Source organism: Arthrobacter sp. 10N410 (assembly GCF_056394945.1).
In genome coordinates, this window is the sequence record NZ_JBFTIP010000001.1 from 17031 (window position 1) to 32226 (window position 15196).

General features: G+C 66.4%; 12 protein-coding genes and 1 tRNA gene. 6 read left to right on the plus strand and 7 right to left on the minus strand.

The window, feature by feature from the left end; genetic code table 11:
- The first annotated feature begins 128 nt into the window (after positions 1–128).
- Both AC1DB8_RS00075 and AC1DB8_RS00080 read left to right on the plus strand, forming a co-directional pair.
- A complete protein-coding gene (locus tag AC1DB8_RS00075) occupies positions 129–1592 on the plus strand; it encodes an amino acid permease (RefSeq protein WP_441417821.1) in 1464 nt (487 codons plus the stop codon).
- A gap of 250 nt (positions 1593–1842) precedes the next feature.
- Positions 1843–5403 (plus strand): bifunctional proline dehydrogenase/L-glutamate gamma-semialdehyde dehydrogenase, encoded by a 3561-nt coding sequence (locus AC1DB8_RS00080; protein ID WP_441416559.1) that lies wholly within the window; start codon positions 1843–1845, stop codon positions 5401–5403.
- Positions 5404–5560: 157 nt separating this feature from the next.
- On the opposite strand, the gene AC1DB8_RS00085 is transcribed toward AC1DB8_RS00080, so the two are convergent.
- Positions 5561–5917 carry a hypothetical protein gene (locus AC1DB8_RS00085; RefSeq protein WP_441416560.1) on the minus strand — a complete coding sequence of 119 codons (357 nt, stop codon included), beginning with the start codon at positions 5915–5917 and terminating at the stop codon, positions 5561–5563.
- 218 nt (positions 5918–6135) lie between these two features.
- Positions 6136–6990 carry a LysR substrate-binding domain-containing protein gene (locus tag AC1DB8_RS00090; protein WP_441416561.1) on the minus strand — a complete coding sequence of 285 codons (855 nt, stop codon included), beginning with the start codon at positions 6988–6990 and terminating at the stop codon, positions 6136–6138.
- Between the two features lie 160 nt (positions 6991–7150).
- Between AC1DB8_RS00090 and AC1DB8_RS00095 the strand changes: the two genes are divergently transcribed.
- Entirely contained in the window at positions 7151–8515 is a 1365-nt protein-coding gene (locus AC1DB8_RS00095) for an MFS transporter (protein ID WP_441416562.1), read from the plus strand.
- Between the two features lie 110 nt (positions 8516–8625).
- On the opposite strand, the gene AC1DB8_RS00100 is transcribed toward AC1DB8_RS00095, so the two are convergent.
- The 3 genes from AC1DB8_RS00100 to AC1DB8_RS00110 form a co-directional block, all read right to left on the minus strand.
- Positions 8626–9786 (minus strand): N(5)-(carboxyethyl)ornithine synthase, encoded by a 1161-nt coding sequence (locus AC1DB8_RS00100; RefSeq protein WP_441416563.1) that lies wholly within the window; start codon positions 9784–9786, stop codon positions 8626–8628.
- A complete protein-coding gene (locus AC1DB8_RS00105; RefSeq protein ID WP_441416564.1) occupies positions 9783–9932 on the minus strand; it encodes a hypothetical protein in 150 nt (49 codons plus the stop codon). Before AC1DB8_RS00105 ends, AC1DB8_RS00100 begins: the two co-directional genes overlap by 4 nt.
- A 105-nt stretch (positions 9933–10037) precedes the next feature.
- Positions 10038–10111 (minus strand) — tRNA-Gly (locus AC1DB8_RS00110).
- Positions 10112–10609: 498 nt separating this feature from the next.
- Between AC1DB8_RS00110 and AC1DB8_RS00115 the strand changes: the two genes are divergently transcribed.
- From AC1DB8_RS00115 to dcd, 3 genes are all read left to right on the plus strand, one after another.
- Positions 10610–12187, plus strand: coding sequence for a sugar transferase (locus tag AC1DB8_RS00115; RefSeq protein ID WP_441416565.1), 1578 nt, complete (start codon positions 10610–10612; stop codon positions 12185–12187).
- A gap of 203 nt (positions 12188–12390) precedes the next feature.
- Positions 12391–12834 carry an SRPBCC family protein gene (locus AC1DB8_RS00120; protein ID WP_441416566.1) on the plus strand — a complete coding sequence of 148 codons (444 nt, stop codon included), beginning with the start codon at positions 12391–12393 and terminating at the stop codon, positions 12832–12834.
- A 66-nt stretch (positions 12835–12900) separates the two neighbouring features.
- Complete coding sequence (gene dcd, locus AC1DB8_RS00125) at positions 12901–13476, plus strand: dCTP deaminase (protein ID WP_441416567.1); 576 nt, start codon at positions 12901–12903, stop codon at positions 13474–13476.
- A gap of 16 nt (positions 13477–13492) precedes the next feature.
- Here dcd and AC1DB8_RS00130 read toward each other — a convergent pair whose 3' ends face one another.
- Both AC1DB8_RS00130 and AC1DB8_RS00135 read right to left on the minus strand, forming a co-directional pair.
- Positions 13493–14689 (minus strand): cation:proton antiporter, encoded by a 1197-nt coding sequence (locus AC1DB8_RS00130; protein WP_441416568.1) that lies wholly within the window; start codon positions 14687–14689, stop codon positions 13493–13495.
- Between the two features lie 5 nt (positions 14690–14694).
- Positions 14695–15177 (minus strand): cation:proton antiporter regulatory subunit, encoded by a 483-nt coding sequence (locus AC1DB8_RS00135; RefSeq protein WP_441416569.1) that lies wholly within the window; start codon positions 15175–15177, stop codon positions 14695–14697.
- Positions 15178–15196: the final 19 nt, after the last annotated feature.

A 15196-nucleotide genomic window follows, 5' to 3' on the forward strand; every position in this document is an offset into this window, starting at 1 on the left:
GAATTCTAATGGTTATTGATTAGGAGAATTCACTTTATCTAATGCAATCGGGCTTGCATACTGTTGTCACTGAGTTACCCCCATCACAGGGTGGATTGATGGGCGCCACTTCCGAGCAGGAGACCCTGATGAGCACCAGAGATTTAACCAAATCAATCATGCGGCGCAAGCCCATCGACGACATCGAAGAAGAGAACAAGCACAGCGGCCTGTTCAAAAGCCTTGGCCTCTGGCAGCTGACGGCCATCGGCGTCGGCGGCATTATCGGCGTCGGCATCTTCTCGCTCGCGGGCCTCGTCGCCCACGGCAGCGAGAGTGAACCCGGCGTCGGCCCCGCCGTGCTGTTCTCCTTCCTGATCGCCGGCCTGGCCTCCGCGGCCGCCGCCCTGTCCTACGCTGAATTCGCGGGCATGATCCCCCGCGCCGGTTCGGCCTACACCTACGGGTACGTGGCCCTGGGCGAGGTGATCGGCTGGTTCATCGGCTGGGACCTGCTGCTGGAATACATTGCCATCGTGGCGGTGGTGGCCATTGGTATCTCCGGCTACTTCGACGCGTTTCTCTCCGGCATTGGCATCCACATGCCGACCTGGATGACCTCCACGTTCGACGAGGGCAAGGGCGGCATCGTCAACCTCCCCGCGATTGCCGTCTGCCTGCTCGTGACCTGGATCCTCTCCCGCGGCACCAAGACCTTCGGGCGCTTCGAGCTCGTGGCCGTCGCCATCAAGGTCGTCCTGATCCTGTTCATCATCGGCCTGGGCATTTTCTACATCAACACCAACAACTACAACCCGTTCATGCCCAGCGGCTTCGGCCCGGTGCTGGCCGGCTCCGCCACCGTGTTCTTTGCCGTGTTCGGCTACGACGCGATGAGTACGGCTGCGGAGGAGGCCACGGACGGCAAGAAGCACATGCCGAAGGCGATCATCCTGTCCCTGATCGTGGCCATGCTCCTCTACGTCGCGGCGACCCTGGTCCTCACCGGCATGCAGAACTACAAGGACATCGATCCCAAGGCCGGCTTCGCGTCCGCCTTCAACGGTGTCGGCCTGCCGGTGATCGCCACGATCATCTCCGTCTTCGCCGTGCTGTCCATCCTGACCGTCATGCTGACCTTCCTGCTCGGCGTCACCCGCGTCTGGTTCTCGATGAGCCGCGACGGGCTGCTGCCGGGCTGGTTCGCCAAGACCGACCGGCACGGCACCCCGCAACGCGTCACCTGGATCGCGGGCGTGGCCTCGGCCGTGCTGGCCGGCGTCTTCCCGATCAAGGCCGTGGCCGACCTGACGAACATCGGCATCCTGGCCGCGTTCGTCGTCGTCTGCCTCTCGGTGATCATCTTCCGCTACAAGCGTCCGGACGCCCCGCGCACCTTCCGGCTGCCCTTCATGCCGGTGGTTCCGCTCTTCGGCATGCTCGCGTCCGCGTTCCTGATGCTTCAGCTGCACTGGGAGACCTGGGTCCGGTTCGGCGTCTGGCTGGTCGTCGGGCTGGCCATCTACTTCGGCTACGGCCGGAAGCACTCGCTGATGAACCCGGACAGCCCGCGGCATGAAGAAGCCGTGGAGATGCACCGCCACGTCGGCTAAACCGCCTACGCTCCCTCACGGTCTGCGGCCCTTATCCGGGTGCTCCGTCAGATCCGGCCCAATTCCGGCGAACCCTCCCTCACCTCGTGGGGGAGGGTTCGCCGTTGGTGTGCCCGAGGTGGGGGAGGGGCGCTGGAACGTGCGATTTTCCTAACCAGTATTGCTCGGAAAACATCGCTTTATCTTATGAAAATCCGGTCGCATACTGATTCAAGAACGGTCCACATATTGAGAAAGAACGAGTGCCACCATGACCAACACCTCAACGGAATCCGGCCTGAACGCCGGCGCGCACGCGGGCAAGGGAGCCACGCACGCCGCCGTTTCGGAAGGCTCGCCCGTGCTTGAGGCTGCAGCCCTCGCCGAGGAGGCCATCTCGCTGGTCCGCCGCTGGCTCACGGCGGCAGCCAAGGTCCCCGTCGACGCCTCCGCCGCGCAGCTCGCCGGTGTGTTGAAGGACCCGAACGGCCTGGACTTCACCGTCGGATTCGTCGACGGCGTCGTGCGCCCCGAGGATCTGCAGGTCGCCGCCCGCAACCTCGCCGCCCTCGCCCCCAAAGTCCCGGCGTTCCTGCCGTGGTACATGCGCAGCGCCGTCCGCCTCGGCGGAACGATGGCCCCGGCACTGCCCCGGGTGGTCATCCCGATCGCACGCCGGGTGCTCCGCGAAATGGTCGGCCACCTCATTGTCGACGCTACCGACGCCAAGCTGGGCCCGGCCATCGCGAAGATCCGCAAGGACGGCATCAAGCTGAACGTCAACCTCCTCGGCGAGGCCGTGCTTGGCGAACACGAGGCCTCCCGCCGGCTCGAAGGCACGCACACCCTGCTTGCCCGGCCCGATGTGGACTACGTCTCGATCAAGGTTTCCTCCACCGTGGCCCCGCACTCCGCCTGGGCTTTCGACGAGGCCGTGGAGCACGTGGTCGAAAAGCTCACCCCGCTCTTCACCCGCGCCGCATCCTTTGCCACCGACGGGCAGAAAGCCAAGTTCATCAACCTGGACATGGAGGAATACAAGGACCTGGACATGACCATCGCGGTCTTCACCCGGATCCTGGACAAGCCCGAGTTCAAGAACCTCGAGGCCGGCATCGTGCTCCAGGCGTACCTGCCGGACGCCCTCGCCGCCATGATCCGCCTCCAGGACTGGGCTGCCGCCCGGCGCGCCGACGGCGGTGCCGCCATCAAGGTCCGCGTGGTCAAGGGCGCCAACCTGCCGATGGAACAGGTCGAAGCCTCGCTGCACGACTGGCCGCTCGCCACCTGGAGCACCAAGCAGGACTCGGACACCAACTACAAGCGCGTCATCAACTACGCGCTGCACCCGGACCGGATCCGCAACATCCGGATCGGCGTCGCCGGCCACAACCTCTTCGATATCGCCTTCGCCTGGCTGCTGGCCAAGCAGCGCGGCATCGCGGATACCGCACAGCAGGGTATCGAGTTCGAGATGCTGCTCGGCATGGCCCAGGGCCAGGCCGAAGCGGTCAAGCAGGACGTCGGCTCGCTCCTGCTCTACACGCCGGTGGTCCACCCGGCCGAGTTCGACGTCGCGATCGCCTACCTGATCCGCCGCCTCGAAGAGGGCGCCAGCCAGGACAACTTCATGTCCGCGGTCTTCGAACTCAGCGAAAACGAATCCCTCTTCGAGCGTGAGAAGCAGCGCTTCCTCGCCTCCCTCGCCAAGCTCGACGACGAGGTCCCGGCCCCCAACCGCCGGCAGAACCGCGCCCTTCCGGCCGCGCCGATGCCGCACGACTCGTTCGAGAACACCCCGGATACCGATCCGTCGCTGCCCGCGAACCGCGACTGGGGCCGTGCCATCCTGGGCCGCGTGGCGACGTCGACCCTGGGCAATGCCGCCGTCGAAGCAGCCACGATCAACGACGAGGCAACGCTCAACGCCGTCATCGATACCGCCCTTGAGAAGGGCAAAGCCTGGGGCGCCCTCTCCGGCGCCGAGCGGGCCGAGATCCTGCACCGCGCCGGTGACGTGCTCGAAGCCCGCCGCGCCGATCTCCTCGAGGTGATGGCCAGCGAAACCGGCAAGACGATCGACCAGGGCGACCCCGAGGTCAGCGAAGCCGTGGACTTCGCGCACTACTACGCCGAGTCGGCCCGCAAGCTCGACGACGTCGACGGCGCTACCTTCGTGCCGGCGAAGCTGACCGTGGTGACGCCGCCGTGGAACTTCCCGGTGGCCATCCCGGCCGGTTCCACCCTCGCGGCACTCGCCGCCGGGTCCGCCGTCGTCATCAAGCCGGCAAAGCAGGCCCGCCGCAGCGGCGCCGTGATGATCGAGGCCCTGTGGGAGGCCGGCGTCCCGCGCGACGTGCTCACCATGGTGCAACTGGGCGAGCGTGAGCTCGGGCGGCAGCTGATCTCCCACCCCGCCGTGGACCGCGTCATCCTGACCGGCGGTTACGAGACGGCCGAACTGTTCCGCTCCTTCCGCAAGGACCTGCCGCTGCTTGCCGAAACCAGCGGCAAGAACGCCATCATCGTCACCCCGAGCGCCGACCTGGACCTGGCGGCGAAGGACGTTGCCTACTCCGCCTTCGGCCACGCCGGCCAGAAGTGCTCCGCGGCGTCCCTGGTGATCCTCGTGGGGTCCGTCGCGAAGTCCAAGCGCTTCCACAACCAGCTGATCGACGCCGTGACCTCGCTCAAGGTCGGCTACCCGGAGGACCCGGCCAGCCAGATGGGCCCGATTATCGAACCCGCCAGCGGCAAGCTCCTCAATGCGCTGACCACCCTCGGCGAGGGTGAAGCCTGGGCCGTGGAGCCGAAGCAGCTGGACGACTCCGGCAAGCTCTGGAGCCCGGGTGTGCGCCACGGCGTCCGGCGCGGGTCCTACTTCCACCTCACCGAGTTCTTCGGCCCGGTGCTCGGCGTCATGACCGCCGAGACCCTGGAGGAGGCCATCGCGATCCAGAACCAGATCGAGTACGGCCTGACCTCCGGCCTGCACTCGCTCAACTCGGACGAACTGGCACTCTGGCTGGACACCGTCGAGGCCGGAAACCTCTACGTCAACCGCGGCATCACCGGCGCGATCGTGCAGCGCCAGCCGTTCGGCGGCTGGAAGAAGTCCGCAGTGGGTGCCGGCACCAAGGCCGGCGGACCCAACTACCTCGCCGGACTCGGCGAATGGGTCAGCAAGCCCAGCACCGCAGCCGAGACCGGGGCGGTGGCCCCCGCCCCGCTGCACTCCGGCGTCCGCCGGATCGAGGACGCGGCCAAGGGTTTCCTGACCGCCGAGGAACTGGCCCCGCTGCAGCGCTCGCTGGCCTCCGATGCCGTGGCCTGGGCCGGGGAGTTCGGCACCGCCAAGGACGTCTCCGGGTTGAGCGCCGAACGCAACGTGTTCCGCTACCGCCCGCTGCCGGTCACGGTGCGCCTCTCCGAAGGGAAACCGCTTGGCGAACTCGTCCGGACCGTTGCCGCCGGCGTCCAGGCGGGATCAACGCTCGCGGTGTCCAGCGCCGTCGAGCTGCCGTCCCAGTTGCGCGCCGTACTCGCCGGCCTGGGCATCGCGATCACGGTGGAGAACGACGCCGACTGGCTGACCTCCGTGGCCCGGCTCGCCGGGGCCGCTAAGCCGTCCGTGACGCGGATCCGCCTGATCGGCGGGGACGCGAAGGCGCTGGCAGACGCCACCGGCGGCCGTCCCGACCTGGCCGTCTACTCCCACCCGGTGACGGAGGCCGGGCGGGTGGAGCTGCTGCCGTTCCTGCACGAGCAGGCCGTCAGCATCACGGCGCACCGCTTCGGCACCGCCAACCACCTCTCGGACGGGCTGGTCTGACTCTCCGGGCCCGGCCTAGTTCTCCCGGGCCGTGGCGCCGCCGAGGCAGGTAGAGTTTCCCGGCAGACAGCATCGCCGCCGCAACCGCACCAGGGTGCGGGAGCGGCGGCGATGGCCGTTTAAGGGGCGTGCGGTTCCAGCAGCCCGGGTGCAGTTCTCAGCCTAGGTACCAGCCTGGCGGCACCCAGGACGCCGGGACGGCGTGCGCTGAGAAGTCCTCGCATCCCGAGCAGAAGTAGGTGACCTCGCCCAGTCTGCTGACGGAGCCATCCCGGCGGTGCTTGGCGGGAACGAACGTCTCGAGGTACACAAACTCGTCGGTCCCGCACCGCTCGCAATAGGGGATCCCGACGAAGTCGTCGTCGCTCCGGGCGAGGGGGGCGTGCGGGTCGAGCCGGCCGAGGCCGGGATGCGGCACGCTCTCGAGGCGTGCCGTTGCCGCCAGGGGCCGGGCGGCATTCAGCGGGCGGCTGGACCGCACTGTGGGGTGGGGGTGGTTTATGGCTGGCGTCATTGCTGGCCTATCCCGAGCGCTTTCCGCCGTTGCCGCTCGGAGCGACAGGGGAGAGCGTTCGTTTTTCGAATAGTGGTGGCGGGCCTCTGCTTGACCTTCAACAAGGTCAGGATAGGGCAAGTACCACCTGTGTTCAATGGGTGCGTACCGACCCGTCCGGCCGAGTAATTTGGGAGTAGGTACCGGGTCCCGGCTGAGTAGGTACCCGGGTAGGCGAGCTAGGTGGAGCGGTTGAGGGCCCGGCCAACAATGGTCTGGGTGAGCGCTTCAATGACCTCCGTGTTGGCCAGCGGGTTGCGAATCAGGGTGAAGTCGACGTCGCCGACGGGCGGCAGGTCGAAACGCCGGGTGATGATTTTCAGGTCCTCCGGAACCAGAGAGGACGGCATCACGGCGACGCCGATGCCTGCCCGGACGGCGGCGAGCACGCCGCTGATCTGCCGGGTGGTGCAGGTGATGCGCCAGGTCCGGCCGGTGGCTTCGAGGGCGTCGATGGCCAGCTTCCTGCTCAGGCTGGGCGCGGGGTAGGCGATCAGCGGCACCGGATTGCCCGGGTCCAGGACAGTTTGCTCCAGCCCCACCCAGGAGAAGGAGTCCTGCTGCACCACGGTGCCGTCCTTGGCCCCGGCCACCCACTTGACGAAGACGAGGTCCAGCTGGCCGGCATTGAGCCGTTTGTAGAGCTGGTCGCTTTGGCCCACCGTGAGTTCGAGGTTGATCTGTGGGTAGATCTGGCGGAACTCGCGCAGGATCCGGGGGAGCCCGGTGATCGCCAGGTCGTCCGCTGTGCCGAAGCGCAGCCGGCCGCGCATGGCCGATCCGGAGAAGTAGCGGGCGGCGGAATCGTGGGCGGCAAGGATGCTGCGCGCGAAGCCGGCCATGGCGTCGCCGTTGTCCGTCAGGCGCACATCGCGGGTATCGCGGGCTATCAGGGTGCGCCTGGCCGCGGCCTCCAGTTTCCTGACGTGCTGGCTCACGGTCGGCTGCGCCAGTCCGAGGCGTTCTGCCGCCCTCGTGAAGCTCAGCGTCTCGGCCACCGCCAGGAAGGAACGGAGCTGGGCGGGTTCAAACATGCGGCCTCCCGGTCAGTGCGTCTCTTGCTCGGTCCACCATCGCCCCCAGTCCATTGCGTTTCGTGATGCTAGTTATGCGCTGAATAGCCTTCCATTATCGATTGCGGCTAGCTTAGCGTTAAGCCAACCCCCGTAGGCCCCGTTCCCCTGAGGATCTTCCGTGCCACCCCCTCCGCCTCTTCAGGCCGCCGATTCCCAGCATGACCACCCCGCGCAGCTCTCGCTGCCACCTGTCACCCAGCCGGTCGGCGTCGTCAGTGAGCGGCTGCCGTGGCGGCACACCTTCATTTCACTCAAGGTCCGCAACTTCCGGATTTTCGCGGTCGGGCACTTCATCGCGGTCGTCGCCCTGTGGATGCAACGGATCGCCCAGGACTGGCTGGTGCTCCAGCTCTCCGGTTCCGTCACCGCCGTCGGCGTCACCGTGGCCCTGCAGTTCCTGCCCTCGCTTCTTCTGGGCCCCTGGGGCGGCATGATGGCCGACCGCTTCGCCAAGCGGAAAATCCTGGTGCTGTGCCAGTGCGCGGCCGCGGTCCTGGCGGCAACCCTCGCAAGCCTGGCCCTGACGCAGCGGATCGAGGTCTGGCACGTCTACACGATCGCGCTGGTCCTGGGTCTGGTCACGGTGCTGGACCAGCCGGCGCGGCAGGTCTTCGTCAACGAACTCGTGGGCCCGGCGTATCTGCGGAACGCCATCAGCGTGAACTCCACCATCTTCCAGCTCGGCGGCTTGATCGGCCCGGCCGTTGCGGGGGTCCTGCTCAGCGCGGTGGGGGCGGGCTGGGCGTTCGCCGCCAATGCGGTGGCATGCTGTTCCACGCTGACGATGCTCCTGGTCCTGCGCAGGGACGAGCTGCACCTCACGCTGCCGGCCGCCAAACGGAAGGGCATGCTCAAAGAGGGGCTGCGCTACGCCCTGGCCAAGCCCACGATCTACTGGCCCTGGCTGATGGCGGGCTTCGTCGCGGTGTTCGCGATGAGCCTGCCGGTGCTGCTGGCGGCCTTCGCCGACCACGTGTACCACGCCGGTGCGGGCGGCTACGGGCTGCTCAACTCTTTGGTGGCACTCGGGGCACTGGCCGGGGCCATCACATCCGCCCGGCGCCGGCAGCTCCGGCTGCGCTCGGTCATGCTGGGGGCAGGAATGTACGGGCTGATGCTCTGCCTGGCCGCCGCGGCACCTTCGAGGGAGTGGTTCGGTGCGGCCATGGTGCTGGCCGGCTTCTGGTGCCTGATGTTCCTCACCGCGGCCAACCAGCTCGTCCAGGTCAGCGCCAACATGGGAATCCGCGGCCGGGTCATGAGCCTGTACATCATGGTGCTGATCGGCGGGCAGGCGATCGGCGGTCCGCTGATGGGATGGCTGGCAGAGCACCTGGATCCCCGCACGGCGATCCTGGTTTCCGGCGGCGTGCCCGCGCTGGCGGCCGCGGTGGTCGCCGTCGTGCTGGCCCGGCGTGGCGAGCTGACGCTCAAGGTGGACCTGAAGGACCGGCGGCGCCTGCTCCGGATCGTCCCGGCCTAGGCTTTCCGCGCCGGCTACGACTTTTCGCGCCGAAAACGGACAGCCGCTACGCGGATCGGCGTAGCGGCTGACCGGAAACGGAGCAGAAAACCGGGTGCGGCGCGAAGCTGCTAGCCGGCCACGGGCAGGTGCGGGTACCCCGACTGCCGCTGCTGGAACTCCAGCACATCCGGGTTGAGCACCACGCCGTCGCGGATTTCAATCGCGCGGCGGATGGTTTCGTTGCTGTCCCAGGCTGCGGGCCCGGCGAGCACAGTCTCCAGGAACGGCAGCAGCGCCTCGCTGATCTCGGAACTGGCCGAGTTCCAGAGGTAGGACGGGCTGTGGTCCACCGCGTAGTAGTCGATGTGGTCGCCTACCGTAAACATGGGCTCGGTAAAGGTGGTGGTTTTCGCCCAACTGAAGCCCATGCCTTCGTCGCAGGACACGTCCACGATCAGGCTGCCCGGCCGGAAAGCGTCCAGGTCTTCGGTGCGCAGGTAGGTCAGCGGAGCGTTCGGGTCCTGCAGGGTGCAGTTGACCACGATGTCGCTCTCCGCGAGGAAGGGCGCCAGCGGCACCCGGCCCCGTTCGGTGATGACTTCGCTCAGGAACGGCGCCTCATTGTCGTGGTCGAACTGCGCGATCCGCACCGAGTGGATGGGTGAACCCACCGCGGCGACTCCGCGGTTGGTCAGCACCTGCACGTCGTGGACGCCGTGGGCGTTGAGGGCCGTCACGGCGCCGCGGGCGGTGGCGCCGAAACCGATTACGACGGCGCTCAGCCGGCGGCCGTAGTCCCCCGTGGTGCCGGTCAGGGCCAGGGCATGCAGCACCGAGCAGTAGCCAGCCAACTCGTTGTTCTTATGGAAGACGTGCAGGCCGAAGCCGCCGTCGCTGGCCCAGTGGTTCATCGCCTCAAACGCGATGAGCGTGAGCTTCTTGTCGATCGCCAGCTGGGTGATCGCCGCATCCTGGACGCAGTGCGGCCAGCCCCAGAGGACCTGCCCGTCGCGCAATTCGGCGAGGTCCTCCGGCTGCGGCTTGGGCAGCAGTACGACGTCGGCCTCGGCCAACAGCTGCGCCCGCGGCACGATGCCGCCCACGAGACCGGCCAAGTGGGCGTCCGAAACGCCAAAGCGCTCGCCGTAGCCTTCTTCCAGGATCAGTTGCTGCCTGAGCTCCGGGGCAATGCGTTCAAAGTGCCGGGGATGGATGGGAAGGCGGCGTTCGTCCGGCTTGCGTGTGGTGGCCAGGACACCGAGGGTGAGGTGGTTCGGGGAACCGGTCACTTCTTTTTGGGGCTCGCCGTCTTGGCGGCGGTCACTTTGTCGAGGGAGCTGGGCGGCGCCGCGGCGGCCCTCTTGTCAGCGCGCTTTTCCTTGATGGACTTGCCGGACTTCTTGGATGCTGCTTGACGGGGGGACTTGTCAGCCATGATTGCTCCTGTAGCGGAACCGAAGAGGTTCCTGACTCCTGACGATACAGGTAGCTACCTAACCGACTCCGGTGCAGTGGTGCGGGCGCGGAGCGGTGGACGAACTGGAGCGGCTGACGGGAATCGAACCCGCGTATCAAGCTTGGGAAGCTAGCGCTCTACCATTGAGCTACAGCCGCAGTGGGACTGGCCAATAATCTGGCCAATAATCCCGGCGAAAACAACGAGATTTACACTACCGCAGTCTGAAGCCCACTTGGAACAGCCACACCGGGGCCATTCTGCGAGGAGCCCAGGGCCTCTACCCCTGGAAGACCGGATCTCCGGCCTCCCCTTCCCGTCCGGCGGACACCTCGCTTTGCCAATTCAGGACGGACTCGAATTTCAACGGGTAGACCCATCTCAGATGCGCGTATACCTGCCTCCACTGTCGCGTGGTCAGAAGGCAAAAAGAGGTAGCCCACACTCGTGTGCCCCCAAAGACCATCCACTTGACTAGGGGAGATCGCAGCCAACCCCTAGTCGCTAGAAGGTCTCATCATGGTTCGTGGAGCGCTTATCCCTGTTCCTGTTGTCCGACTATTGGATATAGGCAAATGGCGGGGCTCTGGCTTTGACAATGTCCAGCCCCTCGCTCAAAGGGCTGAAGAGGCTTCCGGCTCCGCGCGGCGGCGGTCATGAGCGAACTCAAACACCGCCGGCCTTTGCACGCAGCGGCCCGGTTGGCCGCCCCAGCGAGCATCCCGCAGCGCAAGTTGGCTTCGGCGAGGCCGCAGCACTCGGTGTGGGACGACGAATCCCGGATTGACATGGCGGCCTCCAGGAGGGCGGTCTCACTTCGGTGGAGGAACTTCGCCAACCGCCTTCGAATCACCGACGGGGCAGCCATTGCCGTCGCGGTGGCGTCGGCTTACGTGTTCAGGTTCGGCTCCGAAGCAACAACCTCGGCCGGGGCGGAATTTGAAGCGAAATATCTGGTGGTCTCCACACTGCTCCTTGTTGCCTGGATCGCTTCCCTCGAGATTTACCACACCCGCGATTGCCGGACGTTTGGCGTCGGCGGAGCCGAATACAAGAGAGTTGCACAGGCCACCCTCAAGCTGTTCGGCGCCCTGGCCATTGCGATGGTTTTCTTCCGCTTTGAAGTGGTTCGCGGCTACTTCGCTGTGGCGTTGCCCCTGGGGCTCCTGCTGCTTACCGGCAACCGCTGGCTCTGGCGCCGGTGGTTGAACCGCAAGAGGGCGGAAGGCAAGTACCTGTCGCGGGTGATAGTGATCGGAGACCGGAGCGACGTCGAGTACGTCATCAACCAGATCGAAAAGAACCCTACCGCCGGCTACGAAATTTCCGGCGTGGGGTTGCCGACCCTGGAGAAGTCCACCGAGCTCCGGTCGCCTTGGTACCGGATCCCGGTGGTGTCCACCCTGGCGGACGTGTCGAGGATGGTAGAAGTCGCGGGCGCGGACGCGGTCATCGTCGCGGGACGGGTACCCGGTGGCAGCCAGTACATCCGGGAGCTGGGATGGAAGCTGGAGGCGACGGCGACGGAACTCGTCCTGGCTTCCACCCTCACCAACGTTGCCGGTCCGCGAATCCACTGGCGTCCGGTTGATGGATTGCCGCTCGTGCACGTCGAGCTTCCCCAATATGCGGGCGGCAAGCACGTTCTCAAGCGCGTCATCGACATCGCCGTCGCGTCGCTGGCATTGCTGGTGCTGTCGCCGCTCATGCTGGTTCTCGCCATCATCGTCAAGCGGGACAGCGCCGGCCCCATCTTCTTCCGCCAGTTGAGGGCAGGCAGAAACGGCGAGCCTTTCTACATGCTGAAGTTCCGATCGATGGTCCAAACCGCCGAAAAGGACCTGGAGTCCGTGCGGGAACTCAACGAAGGATCCGGACTGCTGTTCAAAATCCGGAACGATCCGCGGGTCACCAGGTGCGGACGCTGGATGCGCAAGTACTCCTTGGATGAGCTCCCGCAGTTCTGGAACGTGCTGACCGGTGAGATGAGCTTGGTCGGCCCTCGGCCGCCGCTGCCATCGGAAGTTGAACGGTATGAGAAGTTCACCAACCGCCGACTGCTCATCAAGCCTGGAATCACCGGACTGTGGCAGGTTAATGGCCGTTCCACTCTTCCGTGGGAGGAGAGCGTCCGGTTGGATCTGTACTACGTGGAGAACTGGTCCCTCACCGGCGACCTCATCATCATGTGGAGGACTTTCAGGGCCATGCGCAGCCCCGTCGGCGCGTACTGAGGGGCGATGACTTTTCGCATCGGCTACGCAGCCGGGACCGGCCCCACCGTGATGCCCGGACACCAACTCCGTCGGTAACTCTTCGGTAAAGGCCTGCCGCGCAGGGGTGGTGTGCCGGGCCCTGCTGGGTACCCTGAAGGGGTTAGCTGCAGTCTCCGGGGAACGGGCTACGTCCATTAGCCGTCCGCCTAACGAGGATTTCCGTGGCCTTTGCCGAGTACGAAGTCGTGATCCAACGCGACGCGATGAGCGTTTACAACTTCCTGCTGGATCCCCGGAACCTGGCGTCCTGGCGGGACGGGATCAGCGGTGTTGAACTCATTTCCGGCGCAGCGGGATCGATGGGGGCGGTCTACCGCCCGGTCTTTGCCGGCACGGGGCGGCCGGCGGTTGCCGACTTCGAACTCACCGCGACCCGGCCCGGAGCCGAGATCCAGTTCCAGGTCATTGCCGGACCGGCGCGTCCGCACGGCGGCTACTACCTGAGCACAGAGGGAGGCAGCACCCGCGTCCGCTTCGCCCTCCGGTACCGGCCGCCCGGCGCCGGGGTACTGATGTATCCAAGGGTGCGCCGGGCCATGAAGGCGCAGGTCGCGCAGCTCGAGCGGCTCAAGGCCGTGCTGGAGCACCAGCGGGCCGCCGCATAGGGCCTCACGGGAGTAACACTTGCCCCACGCGGACCAGCCGGCAATTACTGGGGTATTTTTGATCCTGTGCTGATCTCTGACCGCGACATTCGTACCGAAATCGACTCCCAGCGGATTGTGCTGGAGCCGTTCGACCCTGACATGGTTCAACCGTCGTCGGTGGACGTGCGGATTGACCGCTTTTTCCGGCTTTTCGATAACCACAAGTACGCGCATATTGACCCTGCCGAGGACCAGCCCGAGCTGACCCGCCTGGTGGAGGTTGACGCGGGCGAGCCGTTCATCCTGCACCCGGGCGAGTTCGTGCTGGGCTCCACCTACGAGACCGTCACGCTGCCGGACGATATTGCGGCGCGGCTCGAGGGTAAGTCCTCGCTGGGCCGCCTTGGCCTGCTGACGCATTCGACGGCGGGGTTCATCGACCCCGGATTTTCCGGACACGTCACACTGGAGCTCTCCAACATGGCCACCCTGCCGATCAAGCTCTGGCCGGGCATGAAAATCGGGCAGCTCTGCTTCTTCCGGCTGTCCTCGGCCGCCGAACACCCGTATGGTTCCGGCGAGTATGGCAACCGCTATCAGGGCCAGCGCGGCCCGACGGCAAGCCGCAGCCACCTGAACTTCCACCGCACCGAGATCTAGGCGGGCCGGAAGGGTCCTAGCCTGCGGGCCGGACCGGGAGGGCAGTGCGCCTGTCCGGGCGGCGCAGCGTCCGCACGATCGGCTCCACGAAGCGGGCAGCTAGCGGACCCATCACGGCCATGATCAACACATAGGCGGTGGCCAGGGCAGCGAGCTCCCTGGGCACCACGCCGGAAGCCACCGCGAGCCCGGCGATCACAATGGAGAATTCTCCGCGGGCGATCAGGGCCGCCCCGGCACGGAAGCGGCCCGGCAGGGCGATGCCGGCCCGCTTGGCTGCCCAGATTCCGGTGATCATCTTGGTGGCCGCCGTCAGGACGGCCAGGACCAGGGCCCAGCCAAGCACGGGCGGGATGGACGTCGGGTCCGTGTTGAGGCCAAAGACCACGAAGAAGATCGCGGCGAAAAGGTCACGCAGGGGTTCAAGGATCCGTGTGGCGCTGTGCGCGGTGGCTCCGGAGATCGCGATCCCGAGCATGAAGGCGCCGACGGCGGCGGAGACCTGCATGGCGGCGGCCAGTCCCGCGACCAACAGCGCGGCCCCTAGCAGGTTGAGCAGGAACACCTCGGAGTTTTCGCTGTGGACGGCCTTGGACACGTGGTGGCCGTGCCGCAAGGCGACCACCAGCACCAGGGTGACGACGGCGAGTGAGATCCCCACCGTCTGCAGCCCCACCAGGAAACTGACTCCGGCGAGAGTGGCCGTCAGGATTGGCAGGTAGACGGCCATGGCCAGGTCCTCGAAGACCAGGATGGACAGGATCACGGGTGTCTCGCGGTTACCGATCCGGCCGAGGTCCGTGATGACTTTCGCGGCGATCCCGGACGAGGAAATGTAAGTGACACCGCCCATCACCATCGCCCCCACCAGCCCCCAGCCGAGGAGCAGTGCCAGGCCCGCCCCCGGCAGGAAGTTCAGCACCAGGTCCAGGACGCCGGCCTGCCAGGACCGCCGCAGGCCTGTCACCAGCTCGGCCGCCGTATATTCCAACCCGAGCATAAGCAGAAGGAGGATGACGCCGATCTCACTGGAGAGATGGGCGAACTCGTGCATCCCTTCCAGCTTGACCAGACCGCCGGCCCCGAAGAACAGGCCGCCGACGAGGTAAAGCGGAATGGGGGACATGCCGATCCGCCCGGCCAGTCTGGCCAGCAGGCCAAGACAGAACACGACGGCCCCCAGTTCGATGAGGGTCAGGGCGAGCGGATCCATGCCGCTTATCCGTTGCGCAGGATGCTGGCTGCCGTGTCCAGGCCTTCTTGCGTGCCGACGGCGACGAGGAGGTCGCCGGGGTGCAGGACGACGTCGGGGCCCGGCGAGGGGAGGACTTCGCCCTCGCGCATGATGGCCACGATCGAGGCGCCGCTGCGGGTCCGGATGCAGGCTTTGCCCATGGGCTGGTTCTGGAAGGGGGAATCCGCGGCGATGGAGAACTGCCGGGTGACGATCCCGGGGATCTCCCGGTGCGCTTCGGACAGCTGCATGGCAATGCGCTGTCCGCCCAGAAGGTTGCCGAGGGCGGCGGCCTCGTCGGCGGTCAGCGGGATGGAGGCCTGGCAGGTGTCCGGGTCGTCCCAGGTCGAGACGATCAGCTCGGTCTGGCCTTCGCGGTACTCGACGACGCCGATCCGGCGTCCCGAGGCGGTCATGAAGTCCTTGCGCCGGCCCAGGCCGGGAAGGTCTGTCTCATCCACGTTCATGCCTCCAGCCTAGTGTCCC